Genomic DNA, 20,972 nt, shown 5'->3' with positions numbered 1-20,972 from the left:
TTCAAGGTGGTATTATTAAAATATAAGTTGCACTAAGGAAATATAGTTGTACTGTTGCAACAATGATTATCATTCTCACTACTCATAGTTATCATTCATGCTGTCCCGGCTAAGCCGGGGCAGCATGTGTCATTTTAGGGGTCTTAAGAATGGCTCTCATTATCATTTAGACAAAACAAAACGTATGCTCCCGAAGCAAGTTTTGTTGCAAAGAGAAGTCAATGAAGTAATCCTACACAAAACTTTCAGGATGGTGATTATTATGCAAGCAACATCAAAACATTTACCCCAGCAAACCTCAATCTCCGGCAGCATGAAGAAACCAGGCGCTCCAAAACGCCGGTTCGATCTGAGAGCCATGCTCAGCAACTCCGAGATGCAGGCTGCGCTTGGCAGCGGAGTACTTATGCTTTTTGCTTGGGCTATGGGCAGCTGGTCAGAAGTTTTCTCTATAGTACTTTATGTTATTTCGTATACCATTGGTGGCTGGAACAAAGCCAAAGAAGGCGTTGAGACGCTCGTCAAAGAACGTGATCTCGATGTGAACCTGCTGATGATTGCGGCCGCACTAGGCGCAGCTACCATTGGGTACTGGAATGAAGGTGCTATGCTCATCTTTATTTTTGCGCTTAGTGGAGCTTTAGAGAGCTATACGATGGAACGGAGTAAGAAAGATATTTCCTCACTTATGGCCTTGAAACCTGCCACAGCCATGCGGATTGAGAAAGGAAGCATGAACGAGGTAGCTATCGATCAGTTAGTAATTGGAGATCTGTTGCTTGTACGTCCAGGGGATCTTATTCCTGCAGATGGCAAGGTGTACAGAGGAGAATCGGCAGTAGATCAGGCTTCCATTACAGGAGAGTCAGTGCCTGTTGAAAAATGTGCCGGCAGCGAAGTATTCGCAGGTACGGTCAATGGAGAAGGTCCACTTTATATTGAAGTAACGAAATCAGCAGAGAACACACTTTTTTCCAAGATCATTAAGATGGTAGAAGAAGCAGAGACGGATGTTCCAAATTCACAGCGTTTCATTAAAAGACTGGAAGCCATCTATGCACGGGTAGTTGTCGCCTCGACTGTGGCTCTTATTTTCCTTCCACCCTTTTTGCTGGACTGGAGCTGGAGCGCAACCTTTTATAAAGCGATGGTTTTTCTTGTAGTAGCCTCGCCTTGTGCGTTGGTCTCATCGATTATGCCTGCGATGCTGTCGGCCATTTCCAAAAGTGCGCGAAAAGGGATTTTATTTAAAGGTGGGGTCCACCTCGAAAATATGGCTCGGACCTCTGTTGTAGCTTTTGATAAGACAGGGACCCTTACAGAGGGAACTCCGCAGGTGACAGACTTTATTGCAGCTGAAGGCTACAACCGGGAAGAATTACTGGCGATTAGCGCATCCATTGAGCATATGTCACGCCATCCATTGGCGGAAGCCATTGTGCGTAAAGCTGAGGAAGAATATCTGGAGCTGCGGGGAGTGCAGGAAAGTAAAACCATCACTGGCTGGGGAATTGAAGGTCAAGTTGACGGGCATCTCTGGAAAATTGGAAAGTCCAATTTACTGGATGAGCTGACTTCATCTGCGATGAACTCTGAGCTTGCATTCTGGAGAACTAAACGGCAGCAGTTGGCGGAAGAGGGGAAGACTGTCTCCATTATTTTGGACGGTGAGCATATTGCAGGTATGATTGCATTGCAGGATACAGTTCGCCCACAAGCAGAAGCCGCAGTGCGGAAGCTGCAGGAGCTGGGGATTAAAGTGGCTATGCTTACGGGTGACCGGGAAGCTACAGCAAAAGTTATTGCGGCTTCAACCGGAGTAGATTTAGTATTTGCCGACCTTTTACCAGAGGATAAAGTAAAGCATATTAAGGCGCTTCGTGAAAAGCACGGTAATGTTGTGATGGTGGGTGACGGTGTGAATGATGCGCCTGCTCTGGCTACAGCGACTGTTGGCATGGGTATGGGCATGAAAGGCAGTGGTGCAGCGCTTGAGATCGCCGATGTAGTGCTTATGAATGATAATATTGAAGAGATCGCCTCGACCATTTCATTGGCACGGCGCTCACAGCGTATTGTGAAGCAAAATATGATTTTTGCTGTAACAGTAATCGCGGTTCTGATGATCAGTAACTTTGTGCAGGGCATCGCCCTTCCTTTTGGCGTGATCGGTCATGAAGGCAGTACGATATTGGTTATTCTTAATGGGCTGCGATTGTTGCGGTAAGAGGTCAGTGATGTTACTGTGTATTATTTATTGCCAAAAATTAAATTGTTCACAAATGATTTTTCCCTGAGGGAGTCTGGCTTATTGACATTTTTGCTTTCAGTTAGCATAATTAAGACTACATTATAATTATTTTAAATAAGAAGCGACGTCACTGCCGTCTAACTCAAGGAGGATATAGATATGTATAAATCAATAATTGTTGGAACCGGACCGGCGGGGTTGACTGCTGCTATCTACTTGGCTCGTGCCAATTTGAACCCACTAGTAATCGAAGGACCTCAACCTGGCGGACAATTGACCACCACTACAGAAGTGGAGAATTTCCCGGGATTTCCTGATGGAATTATGGGTCCAGACTTAATGGATAATATGCGTAAACAAGCTGAACGTTTTGGTGCGGAATTCCGTACGGGTTGGGTGAACAGTGTAGAACTTGGAGAGCGTCCTTTTAAGCTTAATGTTGAAGGATTGGGTGTTCTTACGACGGATACCCTGATCATTTCGACTGGCGCTACGGCAAAATACCTCGGTATCCCAGGCGAGCAGGATAATGTGGGACGCGGTGTAAGCACCTGTGCTACCTGTGATGGATTCTTCTTCCGTAATAAAGAGATCGTGGTTGTTGGCGGTGGAGATTCTGCGCTTGAGGAAGCGGGTTTCTTGACTCGTTTTGCCTCCAAAGTAACGCTGGTACACCGTCGTGAAGAGCTACGTGCTTCCAAGATCATGCAGGATCGCGTTCGCGATAATGTTAAAGTAGCTTGGAGCCTGAATCGTACTCCTCTGGAAGTAACTTCTGGAGACAAAGGCGTGAGTGGACTAAAAGTGCTGAACAATGAGACCGGACAAGAAGAAATCATTGAAGCAAGCGGAGTGTTTGTGGCGATTGGCCACCATCCTAACACTGCATTTTTGGGTGGACAAATCACAACTAATACTGAAGGTTATATCATGACTAACCCAGGTACTTCTGAAACTAATATCCCAGGCGTATTCGCTTGTGGTGATGTGCAGGATACCCGTTATAGACAAGCAATTACAGCAGCAGGCAGTGGATGTATGGCAGCTATGGATGCTGAGAAATACATTGAAAGTCTGGAACATAGCGCGGTTATTCTGTAACATAACTGTAATCTTCCATAGGAGGTCTAATGATGGAAAATGTAATTGTATATACATCAACAAATTGTCCACATTGCCGTCAGGTGAAGAGCTTTTTGAGTGAAAAAGGCGTAGCCTATGAAGAGCGTAATATTGAGCAGAATGATGATTACGCGCAGCAGGTTTGGGATATGGGAATGAGAGCTGTTCCTGTAACTGTAATTGGTGAGCACAAAATCGTGGGGATGAATAAAACTCAGTTCGACAAAGCATTGGCGACTGTTTAATTAAATATATTTCTGTGAGGAAATTGCAAAAGGTCGCTTCCATTTTGGAGGTGATCTTTTTGTGGTCTAAGTATACAAAAATAGCCTGACGCTAATATGCGGAGGCTATTTTTTATGATGTAAATCGCAAAGTTCAATTTAAGCTTGAGTGAAAGAGGTAATGATCTGAAATAGGACGTATACAGCAACACCGCTGCCGATCAGAATGAACCCTGATTTCTTTTTGGCTTGAAAAAAACGGAGCACACCGAGACTGATCAAAGGGGCAATAATGAGCAGAAAAAGCAACACAGTGATGAACATCTGTGCCGAGATATCAGACGTATCAACATAGGTCATGGACTCGCTCTCCATTTCAAAAAAGGGGTTGTAGTGATAAATGTCACACTAACTTATCCTTTATTATATAGGATTTAAGTTGCTTTTACTGCACTTTTGATCCACCTAAATGCGGCAATTTTACGTCAATTCTATCCGCTCTTGAATTTCACCCGTGAAACTGTCCCGCAAAACGTTGTCCATTAGACTACATTAAACGGTCACCCGAATATCGCCTAGAAAATGCATAACTGCAGAGAACCCCGCGCCTATCATCGTGCCTCGGCTGCCCAGCTTGGAGAAGGTAATCTCGAGCTGCTGCTTATGATAAGGAAGTGTACGCTCGGCTACAACCCGGCGAAGGGGCTCCCCTAACCAGGCTTCTGCTTCGGATAAGGCTCCACCGATGACAATCAGCTCTGGATTAAAGCTATTGATTAGATTCGTTACTCCGATGCCGAGATATTCACCTATAGATGAGAAGTGGTGCAAGGCGTCTTCTTGTCCAGCGGCTGCATAACGGACCAGTTCTTGTGTGGTATGAGCAGGGAGGGAGAACTCGGAATGGTCATAGGTTTTCTCCGAGGCATATAGCTCCCAACAGCCACGGCTCCCACAACTGCACGGCTTGCCTTGTGCTTCAATCGTCATATGTCCGGTCTCGCCGGCATATCCTCTTGCACCTTTGTACAGCTCTCCGCCAATAATAATACCGGATCCGATCCCTGAACCCGCACTGATATAGAGCAGATGTCTAACATCTTTTGCCGCCCCAAAGTTCAGTTCACCTTGTGCACCTGCGTTAGCTTCGTTATCAATAGTGACTGGAACCGCGAATTCCGCCTCCAAAATACCCCGCAGGTCGACCATTTCCCAGCCAAGGTTGGGAGCAAAAAGAACAACCCCGTTCTCATCCACCATCCCGGGGACACCTACTCCGATGCCGACGATACCGTATGGGGATTCAGGTGCTTTATCAATCAAGTCTGAAATTGTTTTTTTCATCCGTTCCAGTACATAAGGCAGAGCATGATTGTCCAGGGAGAAATCGCTTTCGAAAAGAATGCCACCACTTAAATCACATAAGACGGCTGTCAGTTGCTTCACCCGTAGCTCTATACCGATTACACTGCCGGCCATGCTGTTAAAATGCAGCATTAGCGGCTTTCGTCCGCCACTGGATTGACCTGGTCCAACTTCAGTCACTAATTCTTGAGCGCATAGCTCAGCCACCAGATTGGATACGGTAGCTTTATTCAGTCCGGTCATCTCTGAAACCTTGGCGCGCGAGAGCGGAGAGTTCCTTCGAATAGTATGTAGTACGATCGATTTATTGATTTTTTTGACCAGCGCCTGATCTCCGGTAACCTTCACGAATCACACATCCTTTTTAGCATAGTTCCCTTTTGTTGTATGCCACTTAGTCTAGAGTGATGTGCTGGAAATTGCAATACATCGGCAGAAAAGAGGAAATCTATGTTTGTTGGATTTTTTGAATATTAAACGGATAGGCAAGGGAGACTTAAAGAGGCGGAAATTTTATAAAAAAACTTTGTTTAACCAATATACAAAGTCAAAAAGATGTGTTAAGATGATGCTGTAAACGCTTGCTAGCGTAGCACAATATGAGGAGGATTACACAATGGCTTATTTTGAGACAGTGAACAAAATCTCTTACGAGGGAAGCCGTTCCACCAACCCTTATGCATTTAAATTCTACAATCCTAAAGAAGTCGTAGCCGGCAAAACTATGGAGGAACATCTGAAATTTGCAATGGCTTATTGGCATACATTAACTGCTGGCGGTTCTGATCCGTTTGGCGCTGAAACTGCAATTCGCAGCTGGGACAAATTGAGTGGTCTTGATAAAGCTAAAGCTCGCGCTGAAGCAGCATTCGAATTTATGGACAAGATGGATCTGCCTTACTTCTGCTTCCATGATGTAGATATCGCACCAGAAGGCGCATCTTTGCGTGAGTTCTACAGCAACATCGACACTATTGTTGATATCCTTGAACAAGGCATGAAGACTTCCGGCAAGAAATTGCTGTGGAATACAGCTAATATGTTCACTAACCCGCGTTATATGCACGGTGCAGGTTCTACACCTAACGCTGATGTTTTCGCACATGCAGCAGCACAAGTGAAGAAAGGTCTGGAAGTTGGTAAACGTCTGGGCGCAAGCAACTATGTATTCTGGGGCGGCCGTGAAGGTTACGAAGAATTGCTGAATACAGATATGGGTCTTGAACAAGATAACATTGCACGTCTGTTCAGCATGGCTGTAGATTACGCTAAGGAAATTGGTTTTGATGGTCAATTCCTGATCGAACCTAAACCAAAAGAGCCTACTAAACATCAATATGATTTCGATGCAGCAACAACAATTTCGTTCTTGCAAAAATACAACCTCGACAAGCACTTCAAGCTGAACCTTGAAGCTAACCACGCTACGCTTGCAGGTCATACTTTTGAACATGAACTTCGTGTAGCTCGTATTAATGGCATGCTTGGATCACTTGACGCTAACCAAGGGGATACACTGCTTGGTTGGGATACTGATGAATTCCCAGTAAACATCTACGATGCAACACTTACTCTTTATGAAGTATTGAAGAATGACGGTCTTGGCAAAGGCGGAATTAACTTCGACGCTAAAGTACGTCGTCCTTCCTTCGAGCCACAAGATCTGTTCTTGGCACACATCGCTGGTATGGATACTTACGCAAAAGGCTTGAAAGTTGCTGCTAAATTGATCGAAGATCGCGTATTCGAAGATTTCATTGACAAACGCTACAGCAGCTTCACAGAAGGCGTTGGTGCAGACATCGTTTCCGGTAAAGCAACATTGGCTTCTTTGGCTGAATATGCTTTGAACAATGAGAACCCACGTCCTAACCAATCCGGACGTCAAGAATACCTGAGAGCTACCCTTAACCAATACATCTTGGCTGAGTAGTCCTTATAGGGAGCTTGAAGCTTAGGCTTTGAGTCGAGTTTGAACAAATGCAACGGGGGTTGCTGAAGAGAGCATTCTTCGGCAGCCCCCTTTTTGTAGTAAAAACTAAGCAAGATGCTTACGAAGTAAGTTTTGCTCGAAGTAATTCAATGAAGTCTATGCTAACAAAACTTTTAGGAGGTCAAAAATGAAATACGTTATAGGTGTTGATTTGGGGACTAGTGCAGTGAAGACTGTTCTAGTGGACCCGCAGGGGAAGGTGGCTTTTGAGCATTCTGAGTCCTACCCGCTAAGCAGACCCCAACCGAACTGGAGTGAGCAAAATCCTGAGGATTGGGTAAAAGGCACGCTGGTCAGCCTGCGCCGTCTGATTGAAGTATCAGGCATAGACCCGTCTCAAGTAGACGGTCTAAGTTTCTCCGGACAAATGCACGGATTGGTACTAGTAGATAAAGAAGGGCAAGTGCTGCGTCCAGCTATTCTTTGGAATGATACCCGTACTACTGCACAATGCCGTAAGATTGAGAAGACGCTTGGAACGAAGTTGATCGATATCGCCAGAAACAAAGCATTGGAAGGTTTTACACTGCCTAAGATTCTGTGGGTTCAAGAGAATGAACCAGAAGTATTATCACAGGCGCATCAGTTCCTGCTGCCAAAAGATTATGTTCGTTATCGGTTGACGGGTGATTATGCAATGGATTACTCCGATGCTGCCGGAACGTTGTTATTGGATGTAGGTTCTAAAGAATGGAGTGCAGAAATCGCAGAGGCTTTTGAACTTCCGCTTTCTCTTTGTCCTAGATTGGTAGAATCCTTTGAACAGACTGGAACTTTATTGCCGGACATTGCTGAAGCGTCAGGTCTTTTATCTTCAACAAAGGTATTTGCTGGTGGTGCAGATAATGCTTGTGGCGCGCTCGGAGCGGGTGTATTGGGAGAAGGCCGGACCATGTGCAGTATTGGTACATCTGGTGTAGTTCTTTCTTATGAAAGCAATAAAGATTTGAATCTCGAAGGCAAAGTCCATTTCTTTAACCATGGTGAAAAAGATGCCTACTATATTATGGGGGTTACACTAGCTGCTGGTCATAGCCTTACGTGGTTCAAAGAAACCTTTGCGGTGGACAAAAGCTTTGATGAGCTGTTAAGCGGAGTTTCCTCTATTCCAGCTGGCAGCGGCGGCCTGTTATTCACACCTTATATTGTAGGAGAACGTACACCACATCCAGATGCGAATATTCGCGGAAGCTTTATTGGTATGGATTCAGGGCATACGTTGACGCATTTTACACGTGCAGTATTAGAAGGCATTACCTTCTCACTGCGTGAATCCATTGAGATTGTACGTGAGTCAGGCAAAGAGATTACAGAGATCATTGCAATTGGTGGTGGAGCTAAAAATGAGGCTTGGCTGCAAATGCAGGCTGATATTTTCAATGCATCCATCGTGAAGCTGGAAAGTGAACAGGGTCCGGCAATGGGAGCAGCTATGCTGGCGGCTTATGGAAGCGGATGGTTCACATCCCTTGCGGAATGTGCAGAAGCGTTTATCCGTCCTGCTGATGTTTATAAACCAGATCCGAAACAAACGGCAATCTATGATGGTCTATTCAACCTCTATCAGGAAGTTTACGGCCAGACCCGCGAATTGAATAACAAGCTGGCTGCATATCGCCAATAAAACGCCATTTATCAATCTGTCTGATATAAAAAAGGTCTTTCGCATCTGGCGGAAGGCCTTTTTAAAGACCATCTTCTTTATAGAGGTGATGAACGGCAATATTCAAAAATGTTGCCGTTTTCATTTTTCTTCTGTAAAGTATGGAATATCTCCAAGGTAGTGGCAGCCTGTACATGAGATAGTGAAGGTTTCGGGGGGCGAAAGGCCATGTTTCAATGGTTTGTTAAGGTGCTGAATGACATCAAAATCCGCAATAAGCTGCTGCTTGCTTTTTTACTGACTACACTTTTACCGGTATTACTGGTAGGTGGTTATCTTACGATTGAGATGAGGACCATGGCGTTTGAGAATGCACTGGAGCAAGCTTCAATTAACGTAGATCGGGTAAAAAAAAGAACAGAAGAAGTCATCGGTGTATCGCAAGATATAGCGTATCGATTGTCCAATGATGCCCGGCTGAAAAAACTCGCCATACGCCAGTATGTAAGCACTTATGATGTGGTTGAGGCTTATCGGGATTACACTGATATGCGTGAATACCTAAGATTATATAAAGACATATCCAACATACGTTTATACACTGATAATGCTACGCTGCTTAACAACTGGGAGCTGATCAATCCTTCGTCTGCCATTAAGGAGAGCCAGTGGTATCAGAGAGCACAGCGGTACGATAGCCTCGTCGGTTGGGAATATATAGAGGATGAGCGTGATCAGCGGAATTATTTAAGTCTTGTCCGCAAAATCGAGCTGGAGGGCTCCAGTAAAATTGGCGTGCTCGTTATTAATGTAAACAGTCACCAGCTAACCTCGATTCTGAGCCAGGAATCATTTGATACCATGATCGTGGATGATCAGGATAATATCATTGCTGCGAACCGGAGCGATCGGACAGGAAAGAAACTGGCAGATGTTTCTTTTGATACAAAGCTTTTGGGGCAAGGAAGCGGGAGCTATGAGGCAGAAGTAGATGGTGAAGCCTCCAAAATAGTGATAGAAGAACTTAAACCACAAGCCAGCCGTAACGCCCTGCGAATTATTTCTGTTTTTTCTATTGATAGTATAGTCAAAGAACCTAATCGGGTGATTAAGCTTTCGATTACCGTGATTGCCGTAAGCGTTTTATTGGCCTTTTTAATCATATATAGTTTCTCTTCATTATTTTCACGTCGATTATTGCAGTTAAGCAGACATATTAACCGCGTTAGTACGGGTGATTTTGACACTTCATTAAAAATTGATGGCAAAGATGAAATTGCCCTGTTAGCTCGTCAGTTCAATTCTATGGTACGGAGTATTAACGATTTGATGTACGAGGTACAGGAATCTAATGACCAGAACAGTCTGCTGGAACAGAAACAGAATGATATCCGTTTTAAAATGCTGGCAAGCCAGATCAATCCTCATTTCTTGTTCAATGCGCTGGAATCTATTCGTATGGAGGCCCATATGAAAGGGCAAGTGGAGATTGCACGGGTAGTGCGTCTTCTTGGCAAAATGATGCGCAGTAATCTGGAGGTAGGCCGAAGTAAAATTTTGCTTAGCCAGGAGCTTGAAGTGGTTCGTTGTTATTTGGATATTCAGCAATTCCGTTATGAGGATCGTTTGAAATATCAATTTATTGTAGACCCTGCCGTCGAATCACTCTACATCCCGCCGCTGATTGTGCAGCCGCTTGTGGAAAATGCGGTGATTCATGGGTTAGACAACACGATGGATGGAGCAATGGTTACGGTGAATATCAAGCGTGAGCAGAATCATGCGGTCTTTACCATTACCGATAATGGAGCCGGGATCACTCCGGACAAGCTGGAGCAGATCCGTTATACCCTTGAGGTTCGTGATGAGCAGGAAGAGGCACGGATCGGGCTGCGCAATGTACACGACCGTTTGAAGTTATCCTACGGTGTTGAATATGGACTGAATATCGAAAGCCGGATGAATGAAGGAACATCTATTACGTTTCGTATTCCAATGGAGGACATAAATCTATGATCAAAGTATTGATTGTTGATGATGAGCCAAAGCTGCGGGAAGGCCTTCGGGCTCTAATCCCTTGGGAAGAGCTAGGGTATACGGTGGTGGCTACGGCCGCCAACGGCTTGCAAGCTCAGGAGAAATATCATATTTTTTATCCGGAACTGATTGTGGTGGATATCCGCATGCCTGGTATGGACGGGCTGGAGTTAATCGGTGAGCTGCGCGAGGAAGGCTCGACCAGCCATGTGCTAATTTTAAGTGGTCATGCGGATTTTGAGTATGCCAAACGAGCCATTTCTTACCGCATTGACGGCTATTTACTGAAGCCGGTGGATGAGGAAGAGCTAATCAACTATTTGGAGGAACTCAGAGTCACGATCGCTCAGGAAGATCGCTTTAGCCGCTGGAATGAAGAGGAGCCTGCCCGTAATCGCGAAAGCCTGCTGCGTACATTGCTGCAGCCTTCAACTGCGGAGGAGGGGGAGAATGATCCTGCTAAGCAGGCGGCAGCACTGGGTCTTAAATCAGACCGTGTCGAAGTGATCCTACTCGAATTACTCGCGCCTGCGGGCGGCAGTGAGGAAGGGGAGCGGGCCGTTAAGGCCGCGGTAGAACAGTATTTTGGCAGCAGTGAAGAGCGGATGTTTTTCACGATGCCGCCATATATTGGATTCCTGCTGCAAGAGCCGCTGCCAGGAAAGCAGGAACAGGAGCGGCTGATGGAAGAGCTTGCTTCCTTAATTTGCCGCGAGGGATACAACTTCAGCGCAGCAACGGGAGGCCCTGTAGCTGGACCAGAAGAGGCGGCACAGTCTTTTCAAGTGGCGCGTGAACTGCTGCGCCGGGCATTCTTTTACCGCAAAGGGATTCTGATCAGCGCCGATCTCTCCGGTATGTTGTTTCCTGGAGTGGCGGAGGCGTACACCGAAGAAGGGCAGGATGCGGAGAGCCGCCTAATGCTTGCTGTTGAAACCGGAAGCCGCGCGGCCATTGAACCGCTGGTGGATACGATCTGTGCGGAGCTACTGGCTGCGGGCAGTGAGGAGCAGCAGATCAAAGATACATTTGTGCGGATTCTCAGTACGGTGTTGGCCCGTCTCGAACCGGTCTATCCAGAGATTCGCAGCAATGCCGCTAAGCATTCCCCGCCGATCGGTGAGCTCTACCATAGTCATTATCTGGCAGACCTGCAAGAGCAGGCCGTTAATTTCATGGCGGAGATCGCCGATCAAATGTCCAGTGGCAGCAAAGGGAATGAGATCAAAAAAATTACGGAGCTAATCAACCGCCGTTACAATGAGAACCTTAAGCTTGAGACCTTATCTGAGTTATTTAATTACAACAGCGCATATCTAGGTAAAATGTTCAAGAACACTACCGGGGAATACTTCAATACGTATGTGGACAAAGTGCGGATTGAGAAGGCGAAGCAATTCCTAGCGCAAGGCATGAAAGTATATGAGGTGGCCGAGAAAGTTGGGTACATGAACCCCGATTACTTCAACGCCAAGTTCCGTAAATATGTAGGACTCTCCCCAAGTTCTTTTCGCAAAAACATCTAAAATAGAAGCCCAAAAAGCCACAGGTGCAGTTCAGGTATAACCTGAGCTTTAGCTGTGGCTTTTTTTCTTACATTAAAGCTACTTCACTAATAATAAATCTAATCTTTGTTGCAATTCTTGATTTGCAGGGTCCTTTAGAAGGGCCAGAAGTAACTCTTGAATTTGATCCATCTCTTTAAAAGGTTCATTTTGTACATATTTGTCATGTATTCTGGTTTCCAAGGTATATCCATAATCGAACCCTAATGTTGAATACGTCGAAAGGGCAGCAATTTTACTCGCTTGCTCTACAGCAAGAATGCTTGGTGTTGAGGACCGTTCTAATTCCACTCTTAGACCGTCGAGTTCTGATGTCAGATTCAGGTCCAGCCTATTCATTAATCTGTTATGGCTTACGTTGTTATTGAATTGAAATAAATTTAGTGTCAATAATACTGCGGCAATAATCAATAATAATATCTTGATGTTTTTGTTTTTCATTGCTCTCCTATTACCCTCCTTTAGGAAAAGAAATTGCAGGTACAACAGATAATGTCGACTCGGCATGTGCGTATAAGGAATATGTATCTGAAATAGTTAAACTACTGACGTATCAGGTAATATTTTCTAGAAAAGATGATATTAAAGTAATTAATTTTAATTGAACCATACGGAGGTTTTCGTTGAGGAGCAGGGCAGGGGTTACGGGTATACTTGTTACGCCTCATCTGAGAGCACATTATAGTCTTCATTCGCGGGTTTGACGGACTCCAGAGTCGTTATTTGGGCTATTTCGAGTCCAAATTCGATTTATCGGACTCCATGTACGTTATTAGCTGCAAATGTTCTCCAAAAGGTGGTTTTTTAAGTGAATAAGGTCTTTATAATCCGCCTAACCCAATAAGATGTGCAATTTGCTTAAATAAGTCATTTCAGTCCGCGCCTTCGCTTCCGGCCACGTTCACTTATAGAACGTTAGCTCGGGGCGTTTTTTAATTATGGGATGAAGTATTAATTGTGTGAAATAGACAGGGGATTAAGTATCGTATCGATTTATGAAATCAAATAATTTCACTTGATTATATTTTCAGTAAATTCATGTTTGTTTTCAGTGTTTTCAACGATGTATCCGCTTTATTTGGGCTCTAAATCTCTAATTTTCACCTGATTTTAGGTCGAATTTATAGGGTACTGCAATCGCTTACAGAGATTTAGAATATAGACATAGAGAGGAGGGGCTTTATGAAAGCGGACACAGTAACTTCTCAAATCCCGCCGGATACCCGAACACGCAACAAAAAGCCTGCTTCAGGAGGACGGTTTTGGAGAAGCTTTAAGAATCAAAAGTACTTATGGATGATGTCGATACCTTTTGTGATCTGGGCATTCGTCTTCAGTTATCTCCCGTTATGGGGCTGGACGATGGCTTTTCAAAAGTACAAGCCTGCACGTGGCTTTTTTGAACAAGAATGGGTAGGTTTTGAACACTTTAAGACACTGTTCAGTGACTCGCAATTCCTTCTGGCGCTGCGTAATACGCTGGCGATGAGTGGAATGGGCTTAGTCGCAGGATTTATCTTTCCAATAACGTTTGCAATATTGCTCAATGAAGTGCGTCTTGGCTTCTTTAAAAGATTTGCTCAAACAGTCTCGTATTTGCCCCACTTTGTATCATGGGTGGTTGCAGCGGGGATTGTAACTAAAATGTTATCTGGTGAAAATGGTCTTGTAAACGATATCTTGTTAGGAATAGGATTCATAGACGCACCTATCCAGTTTATGGCCCAGGGCCATCTCTTCTGGGGAATCGTTACCTTATCGGATGTCTGGAAAGAGACCGGATGGAACGCCATCATCTACCTTGCAGCTATCGCAGGTATTGGGCCTGAATTGTACGAAGCGGCCCGGGTAGACGGTGCCAGCAGGCTTCGTCAGGTATGGCATATTACACTTCCGGGTATTCGCCCAACAATTACTGTACTACTCATTATGTCGGTGGGTAATTTGCTCAATATCGGCTTTGAGAAGCAATTCTTGCTCGGAAACAACCTCGTTACCGACTATTCTCAAGTGCTAGACTTGTATTCACTGAAATACGGACTGGGCATGGCGAGATATTCCTACGGTACTGCGATCAATATATTCAACTCAGTGATCAGTGTAATTCTACTGTTTACGATTAATGGAATCTTCAAACGTACAACAAAAGAGAGCCTTCTGTAGCACAGAAGGCCCTTCTACCCAATCGTGGCAGTAAATTGCCCTTTTCATGAAAGGAGAGCGTTACAGTGGGAAATTCAGCTATCACCGGAAAGTCATGGTCAGACCGGATCTTTGATTTCTTTGTATATTTTGTAGTACTGTTCGTGGTTGTAATCACGATTTATCCGTTTTTGAACGTGCTTGCCATCTCACTGAATGATTCAGTGGACAGTGTGCGCGGTGGAGTGACCATCTATCCCCGGGATTTTACCTGGGACAATTACCTAAAGATCTTCACTTTCTCCGGATTAATCACCGGGTTTAAAATATCCGCTTTGCGGACAATTATCGGTACTTTGTTCGGACTGATCAGTGCCTCGATGCTGGCGTTTACGATCAGCCGCCCTGACTTTGCAGGTCGCAAGTTTGTCTCCACATTCTTGGCAATGACCATGTATATCTCAGGAGGAATGATTCCAATCTATATGCTGATCAAGGATCTGCATATGATGAACAGCTTTGCAGTCTATGTATTGCCTGGACTGGTTAGTGCCTTTAACGTCTTCGTTATCCGCTCCTTCATCGACGGCCTGCCGTATGCGCTGCAGGAATCGGCGAAGCTGGATGGAGCCAATGACTTTACTATCTACTTCCGCGTTATTCTGCCATTGATGAAGCCAGCGCTAGCAACGATCGCGCTGTTCCTAGCAGTAGGTCAATGGAATGCTTGGTTTGATACTTATCTGTACAATGGTTCAAGCCCTAACTTGACCACATTGCAATATGAATTGATGAAGGTTCTACAAACCACAACAAGTGGTAACGGAGGCGACTACCGCTCCAACATTGCTTCGCTGGCTTCCAATCAGGTCTCGCCGGAGTCGCTCAAAATGGCGATTACGATTGTCGTAACCGTACCGATCCTGTTGGTTTATCCGTTCATTCAGAAGTATTTTGTTAAAGGTATGACACTTGGTGCTGTGAAGAGTTAATCACAGTTTAACGGGGGAGCTTAGTCTCCCCTATGCTTAAAACCTATTGTGTATCCGTTTTCTTTTGGCAAGCTGGGTAAAGTATTAACAGGTCTTCACCTGTGATACGATAGATAAACAATTTTAAGGAGGGTTTATTTAATGGGAAGTAATAGAAAGATAAAAGCCAAAGCTACGGCATTAACGCTCACTTCTATTATGCTGCTCGGTGTGCTTGCAGGCTGCGGCGGTAACAATGGCAACAATGGTAATGCTGCAGCTGGAAATACAGGCGGCAATGCAACTAATGCTGGAAATGCGACCAATGCGGCTGAGGATATTTCCCCGCTCACGATGACCTTCTTCAGTGCAGACCCTAACCCGAACTGGACAGGTATGCAAGATGAAGTTGGTAAAGTGATTACGGAAAAAACGGGAGTAACCCTAAATGCTGAATATGCAGTTGGTGATCCTCAACAAAAAGTAGCCTTGATCGCAGCGAGCGGCGAATATCCGGATTTGATCAGTGCTAAGACTGATGTCAGTAAGCTGGTGGATGCAGGCGCAATGCTTGATCTAACAGACCTGATTGAAAAATATGCTCCGAATATCAAAAAAGTATTGGGCGAAGAAGGCATGAAACGTTCACGTTACAGTGACGATGATCACGCGATTTATGCCATCCCTACCTATGCAGGTGTGGACAACAAATATTTTGATGCTGGTGGCGGATTTGAACTACAGCACCGTGCTGTTAAAGAAGCTGGATATCCTGCAATCAAAACTGTTCAAGATTATGAGAACGTAATCAAGGCTTACCTGGAAAAACATCCTACGGATGAAAATGGTAACAAAAACATCGGCCTGACTCTGAATGCAGATGATTGGTACATGTACATTACAGTAACTAACCCAGCATTTATTACTACTGGTTCTCCTGACGATGGTGAATATGCGATTGATATCGACACCCAAGAAGTAACTTATCACTTCCGTCGTCCGGCTGAAAAAGAATATTTCCGCTGGCTCAACCACATGAACGATATCGGATTGCTTGATCCAGAAAGTTTCGTTCAAAAGTATGATCAGTACAAAGCTAAAATTGCTACCGGCCGCGTTATTGGTTTGATTGACCAAGACTGGGGTTATGGCGATGGAGAAAGAGCATTGAAAGCTGAAGGCAAGCTGGATCAAGGCTATGGACACTATCCTGTAACCTTGTCTGAGGAGTACAAAGAAACCTCCTTCTGGCCTACAGGCTTCATGGGTGGTAACGGAATTGGGATCAGCGTAGATGCTAAAGATCCAGTTCGTGCGATTAAATTCCTGGACTACCTAGCTTCCGACGAAGGTCAAGTATTGGTTAACTGGGGTATTGAAGGCAAACACTACAATGTTGTTGATGGCAAACGTGTCATTCCTGAAGATGTGAACGACCGTAAATATAATGACACTACCAACTTCCAAAAAGAAACTGGTTTGGGTAATGTCGGATCAAACTATGCATTGCTGAGCGCTCACTATGGCGACGGTGTATTGGATCCATCTGGTAACTACTACACAACTCGTTTCCCTGAGCAAGTAACTGTAGGTTACAATGCGGTTGAAAAAGAAACACTTGCTGCTTACAAAGCAACAACTTGGAAAGACCTCTTCCCAAGTGAAGATGAGTTCAAAGTTAAACCTTGGGGCGCAGCATGGAACATCACGATTCCTGGGGATAGCGAAATTGTCGTTCTTGACAACAAGCTGAAGGATATCAGTTGGAAACGGATCCCAGAAGCAATCTTGTCTAAACCAGCTGATTTCGATAAAGTTTGGGATGCTTACATGGCTGAGCTTGATAAAGCTGGTGTAACGAAAGCTGAAGATTTGCGTGAAGAGCTGGTTAAACAACGCGTGAAACTTTGGAATGATTAATTATTAAATTTCGTCTAATCCAATAAAAGCATGAAGATGGCGGGAAGTCCGAACGAAAGTCCGGGCCTCCCGCTGATTGCTTTTCACCGGTAATAACAGGACAGGAGGAATATACATGGGAGAGAGCAAGAACTCCGGACGGCATGAGTTATGGTACAAGCAGCCGGCGGCTGTATGGGAAGAGGCGCTGCCCGTAGGTAACGGGAGGCTGGGCGGCATGGTCTTTGGTGGAATCGAAGAAGAACGGATTCAATTAAATGAAGACACTCTATGGTCAGGTTTCCCGCGGGATAAAGCCAACTATGAGGCACTGCGGCATTTGGCTCCAGCTAAACAGCTAGTTGCAGAGGGGAAATACAAGGAAGCAGAAGCACTGGTGGACGCCAAAATGTTAGGCAGCCGGACGGAATCCTATCAACCGCTTGGAGATTTGCGATTGAAGTTTAATTTTGCAGGTCCTGTAGAGGATTACCGGAGAGAGCTTGATCTGGATCAGGCGTTGGCTACGGTATCCTATACTGCCGGTGGTGTAAGGATCGTACGTGAAGTATTGGCCAGCAGACCGGATGACATTATAGCTCTTCATATCCGTGCTGAGGGGGGGGAGGGCCAAGCTACTCTGCCAGATTTCTGGGCGGATCTGGCATCACCACATCCTTTCAACTCGGAGATTACTCCGGATGGCATGCTGATTATGACTGGCCGTGCCCCGTCGCATGTGGCTGATAACTACGTAGGGGATCACCCGCGTGCCGTATTATATGAAGAGGGGCTTGGCATAAGTTTTGCTGCGGTTATGGAGATCCAGACGGAAGGTGGGACTTGTGTAGCGGAGAACGGCTCGCTGTTGATTTCTGGCGCGCACTCCATTACCCTTCGTCTGGCTGCGGCAACCGATTATGCCGGGTATGACCGGATGCCGGGAAGCGGTGGCAAGCTGCCAGCGGAGTTGTGCCTAGTGCAGTTAGCTTCAGCCTCTAAAGGATACGCAGAGCTTAAGCAGCGCCACTTAGAGGATCATCAATCCTTGTTCCACCGTGTGGAGTTGACGCTTGCATCTGCTGCTTCCCGAGGAGAGCTTCCGACTGATGAGCGCCTGGTACAATACCGCGAAGGACAGGCAGATCCTGAACTGGAAGCGTTGCTGTTCCAGTATGGCCGCTACCTGATGATTGCTGGCTCACGGCCGGGGACGCAAGCTCTGAATCTGCAGGGCATTTGGAATCCCTATATTCAGCCACCATGGAACAGCAATTATACGACAAATATAAACACCGAAATGAATTATTGGCCAGCCGAGTTATGCGGATTGGGCGAATGCCATGAACCTTTAATAGATTTTATCACGGAGCTTAGCGTGGCTGGCAGCCGTACAGCGAGTATTCATTATGCCGCACGTGGCTGGACAGTACACCATAATACCGATTTGTGGCGGATGACTTCTCCATCAGACGGTAAGGCGATGTGGGCTTTTTGGCCAATGGGCGGGGTATGGCTCTCTCGCCATCTATGGGAGCGTTACGCTTTTCGTCCAGATGAGGACTATTTGCGCACAGCTTATCCCATATTAAAGGGAGCCGCATTGTTTTGTCTGGATTGGCTAGTAGAGCTGCCTGATGGAAGATGGACCACAGGTCTGTCTACCTCGCCAGAGAATGTATTTCTGACTGCTGACGGCACACCATGCAGTGTCTCGGCTGGCTCAGCTATGGATTTATCGCTTATCGCTGAGTTGTTCAAGCACTGCATTCAGGCTGCTGATATTTTAAATACCGATGTAGAGCTGCGTCAGGAGCTTATGCAGAAACAGAAACAGCTTGCCCACCAAGGGATCGCACCGGACGGAACTGTCCGCGAATGGAATGAGGATTTTGCTGAACAAGAGCCTGGGCATCGTCATGTTTCTCATTTGTATGACCTGTATCCTGGGAACGTAATTAGCCCTTCCTCCACACCAGAGCTAGCGGAGGCGGCAGCCTTAACACTGAAGAAACGTATAGAACATGGAGGTGGCCATACAGGCTGGAGCGCAGCTTGGTTGCTTAATCTTTATGCGCGTCTGAAGGATGGCGAGAGTGCGGTTAGCTGTCTACGTCGCATTTTGCAAGATTCCAGTTTGCCGAACCTGTTCGGTAATCATCCTCCGTTTCAGATTGATGGAAACTTCGGAACTACAGCCGGAATAGCAGAAATGCTTTTGCAGAGTCATCAGGAGGGTCTGGAACTATTACCTGCTCTTCCAGAGGAATGGTCTGAAGGCAGCGTGAAAGGGTTGGTGGCACGTGGTGGCTTTGTCATGACTATAGAATGGAGCGGGGGCTGTTTAACAAGGGCAGAGGTTACCTCGACTCATGGCCGATCCTGCAGAATTGTTCAACACCAGCCTTTGCTCATTCAAAAACCTGATGGTACACAGATTGAAGGAGCGGGGCTGGAATTTGAAACAGTAATAGGAGAGACCTATCTCATTACACCCCTAAAGAAATAATTCATATTGATCTGGCTTAGAGGCTGTTCTCAGAGTAGAATTATTCTACAGAGAACAGTCTTTTTTTGCCCAAGTCTTCATTATCTATTAAATGGAGGGTTTTGAATAAGTCTGTAGGAGCCGGAGGATCAGAATAATTATGTGGAAAAAACGCTTCACGTTGGCAAAAGTCATTCTTGGAGGAGTGATTATTTGCGCAGCCATTCCCCCGACATTGTATTGGACCTGGGGGCATGCTTATGCGGCCACGACTTCACCGACCGTTCGTTCTGTGAGTGAGATTGCCCAGAAGCTAACCGGTGCGATGAATAATCGTAGAGAGACTATCACTTTTACTTATGAGGGGAAAACCTCGAATTTAAAAACACAGATACAAACGGGTCTAGATCAAGCGATGAATAGCGATCCCTATTTGTATTACATCATAGACAGCTACGGATACACTTATCGAGGGAGCAAAAGCTCTGTAAAGGTTACGGTAGAAGTGAAATACTTGGAAACGCTGGAGCAGACCGCTTTTGTGAACAAAGAAGTAAAGGCAACGCTCAAGAAGATCATTACACCGGGCATGAATAATCATCAGAAGGTTAAGGCTATCCACGACTGGGTGGTGCTGCGTCTGAAGTATGATACCTCTTATCGTAAATATACGGCTTATGAAGGCCTGAAGAGTGGCAGTGCCGTTTGCCAAGGGTATTCGCTGTTGACCTATAAGCTGCTCAAGGAAGCGGGATTCAGTAATAAAATCGTTGAGGGCACTGCAAAACAGCCGGGAGGACGCAGCCAGTCTCATGCTTGGAATCTAGTGCTGCTCGAAGGGAGATGGTATCATCTCGACACAACTTGGGATGACCCGACACCTGATAAAGCCGGCGTAGTAAGCACCGCGTATTACTTGAAGACTGATGCCCAAATGCGTCAGGACCATAGCTGGACGAAGTCTTATCCGGCAGCCTCGGTTGCCTATTATAAGACCTTGTCAGCACTTGTAGAGCGTGGAGGACAGAGCGCCGGGGTGTATAAGCAGCTTCAGAAGGACCTTAATTATGAGCTGTATGCCGAGGAACGGATTGTACGTTCAGCAGCAGATTTAATTCAGCTGGCGAATAAGGCTGTCGCTTCAGGAGAGGGATCTTTATTATTCCGTTATGACGGTAGTGGAACCCAGCTGAAGAATGATCTACAGGAGTTATATAAACTTGGACTAGAGGAAGTGTCTTATTCTAGCACTTCTTTTGATAATACGGGTGATCTAAAAGTGTATGTGACTTGGGAATAGGCAAAGGGCTAA

Annotated in this window: 15 protein-coding genes; 12 read left to right on the top strand and 3 right to left on the bottom strand. The window is 45.6% G+C overall.

The features are described from left to right. The first annotated feature begins 262 nt into the window (after window positions 1-262). The 3 genes from MHI15_RS10260 to MHI15_RS10250 all read left to right on the top strand — a co-directional run bounded on the left by MHI15_RS10260 (window position 263) and on the right by MHI15_RS10250 (window position 3,618). On the top strand, window positions 263-2,227 hold the full coding sequence (locus MHI15_RS10260; protein ID WP_076310336.1) for a heavy metal translocating P-type ATPase: 1,965 nt from the start codon (window positions 263-265) through the stop codon (window positions 2,225-2,227). 183 nt (window positions 2,228-2,410) lie between these two features. Then, complete coding sequence (gene trxB / locus MHI15_RS10255) at window positions 2,411-3,352, top strand: thioredoxin-disulfide reductase (protein WP_076128718.1); 942 nt, start codon at window positions 2,411-2,413, stop codon at window positions 3,350-3,352. Window positions 3,353-3,384: 32 nt separating this feature from the next. Then, window positions 3,385-3,618: a glutaredoxin family protein gene (locus MHI15_RS10250; RefSeq protein ID WP_076128716.1), complete on the top strand. Its 234-nt coding sequence runs from the start codon at window positions 3,385-3,387 to the stop codon at window positions 3,616-3,618. Window positions 3,619-3,756: 138 nt separating this feature from the next. Here MHI15_RS10250 and MHI15_RS10245 read toward each other — a convergent pair whose 3' ends face one another. Together MHI15_RS10245 and MHI15_RS10240 are read right to left on the bottom strand one after the other, a co-directional pair. Next, window positions 3,757-3,957 carry a hypothetical protein gene (locus tag MHI15_RS10245; RefSeq protein WP_036680251.1) on the bottom strand — a complete coding sequence of 67 codons (201 nt, stop codon included), beginning with the start codon at window positions 3,955-3,957 and terminating at the stop codon, window positions 3,757-3,759. 192 nt (window positions 3,958-4,149) lie between these two features. Further along, window positions 4,150-5,310 (bottom strand): ROK family transcriptional regulator, encoded by a 1,161-nt coding sequence (locus tag MHI15_RS10240; RefSeq protein WP_076128714.1) that lies wholly within the window; start codon window positions 5,308-5,310, stop codon window positions 4,150-4,152. A gap of 268 nt (window positions 5,311-5,578) precedes the next feature. Between MHI15_RS10240 and xylA the strand changes: the two genes are divergently transcribed. From xylA to MHI15_RS10220, 4 genes are all read left to right on the top strand, one after another. Continuing rightward, window positions 5,579-6,895 carry a xylose isomerase gene (xylA, locus tag MHI15_RS10235; RefSeq protein WP_076128712.1) on the top strand — a complete coding sequence of 439 codons (1,317 nt, stop codon included), beginning with the start codon at window positions 5,579-5,581 and terminating at the stop codon, window positions 6,893-6,895. Window positions 6,896-7,082: 187 nt separating this feature from the next. Further along, on the top strand, window positions 7,083-8,579 hold the full coding sequence (gene xylB / locus MHI15_RS10230; protein WP_341164386.1) for a xylulokinase: 1,497 nt from the start codon (window positions 7,083-7,085) through the stop codon (window positions 8,577-8,579). A gap of 207 nt (window positions 8,580-8,786) precedes the next feature. Then, on the top strand, window positions 8,787-10,574 hold the full coding sequence (locus tag MHI15_RS10225; protein ID WP_076128708.1) for a sensor histidine kinase: 1,788 nt from the start codon (window positions 8,787-8,789) through the stop codon (window positions 10,572-10,574). Beyond that, entirely contained in the window at window positions 10,571-12,121 is a 1,551-nt protein-coding gene (locus tag MHI15_RS10220) for a response regulator transcription factor (protein ID WP_076185438.1), read from the top strand. The genes MHI15_RS10225 and MHI15_RS10220 overlap by 4 nt, the downstream gene beginning before the upstream one ends. A 78-nt stretch (window positions 12,122-12,199) precedes the next feature. Here MHI15_RS10220 and MHI15_RS10215 read toward each other — a convergent pair whose 3' ends face one another. Next, window positions 12,200-12,601 carry a hypothetical protein gene (locus MHI15_RS10215; protein WP_341164385.1) on the bottom strand — a complete coding sequence of 134 codons (402 nt, stop codon included), beginning with the start codon at window positions 12,599-12,601 and terminating at the stop codon, window positions 12,200-12,202. Between the two features lie 741 nt (window positions 12,602-13,342). Here MHI15_RS10215 and MHI15_RS10210 point away from each other — a divergent pair. The 5 genes from MHI15_RS10210 (at window position 13,343) to MHI15_RS10190 (ending at window position 20,960) form a co-directional block, all read left to right on the top strand. After that, window positions 13,343-14,323, top strand: coding sequence for an ABC transporter permease (locus MHI15_RS10210; protein WP_076100584.1), 981 nt, complete (start codon window positions 13,343-13,345; stop codon window positions 14,321-14,323). Window positions 14,324-14,388: 65 nt separating this feature from the next. After that, on the top strand, window positions 14,389-15,294 hold the full coding sequence (locus tag MHI15_RS10205; protein ID WP_076128700.1) for a carbohydrate ABC transporter permease: 906 nt from the start codon (window positions 14,389-14,391) through the stop codon (window positions 15,292-15,294). A 141-nt stretch (window positions 15,295-15,435) separates the two neighbouring features. Further along, window positions 15,436-17,193, top strand: a complete 1,758-nt coding sequence (locus tag MHI15_RS10200; RefSeq protein ID WP_080742630.1) for an ABC transporter substrate-binding protein — start codon at window positions 15,436-15,438, stop codon at window positions 17,191-17,193. A 115-nt stretch (window positions 17,194-17,308) separates the two neighbouring features. Continuing rightward, a complete protein-coding gene (locus MHI15_RS10195; RefSeq protein WP_076185436.1) occupies window positions 17,309-19,681 on the top strand; it encodes a glycoside hydrolase family 95 protein in 2,373 nt (790 codons plus the stop codon). 139 nt (window positions 19,682-19,820) lie between these two features. Beyond that, the gene (locus MHI15_RS10190; RefSeq protein WP_076185435.1) at window positions 19,821-20,960 is read left to right on the top strand and encodes a transglutaminase domain-containing protein; all 1,140 of its coding nucleotides are present in this window, start codon (window positions 19,821-19,823) and stop codon (window positions 20,958-20,960) included. Window positions 20,961-20,972: the final 12 nt, after the last annotated feature.

It is taken from the genome of Paenibacillus sp. FSL H7-0918 (assembly GCF_038007025.1).
Taxonomy (GTDB): domain Bacteria; phylum Bacillota; class Bacilli; order Paenibacillales; family Paenibacillaceae; genus Paenibacillus_AQ; species Paenibacillus_AQ odorifer.
Note: the sequence above shows the minus strand (reverse complement) of the source record. Positions and strands in the feature narration are given on the sequence as shown.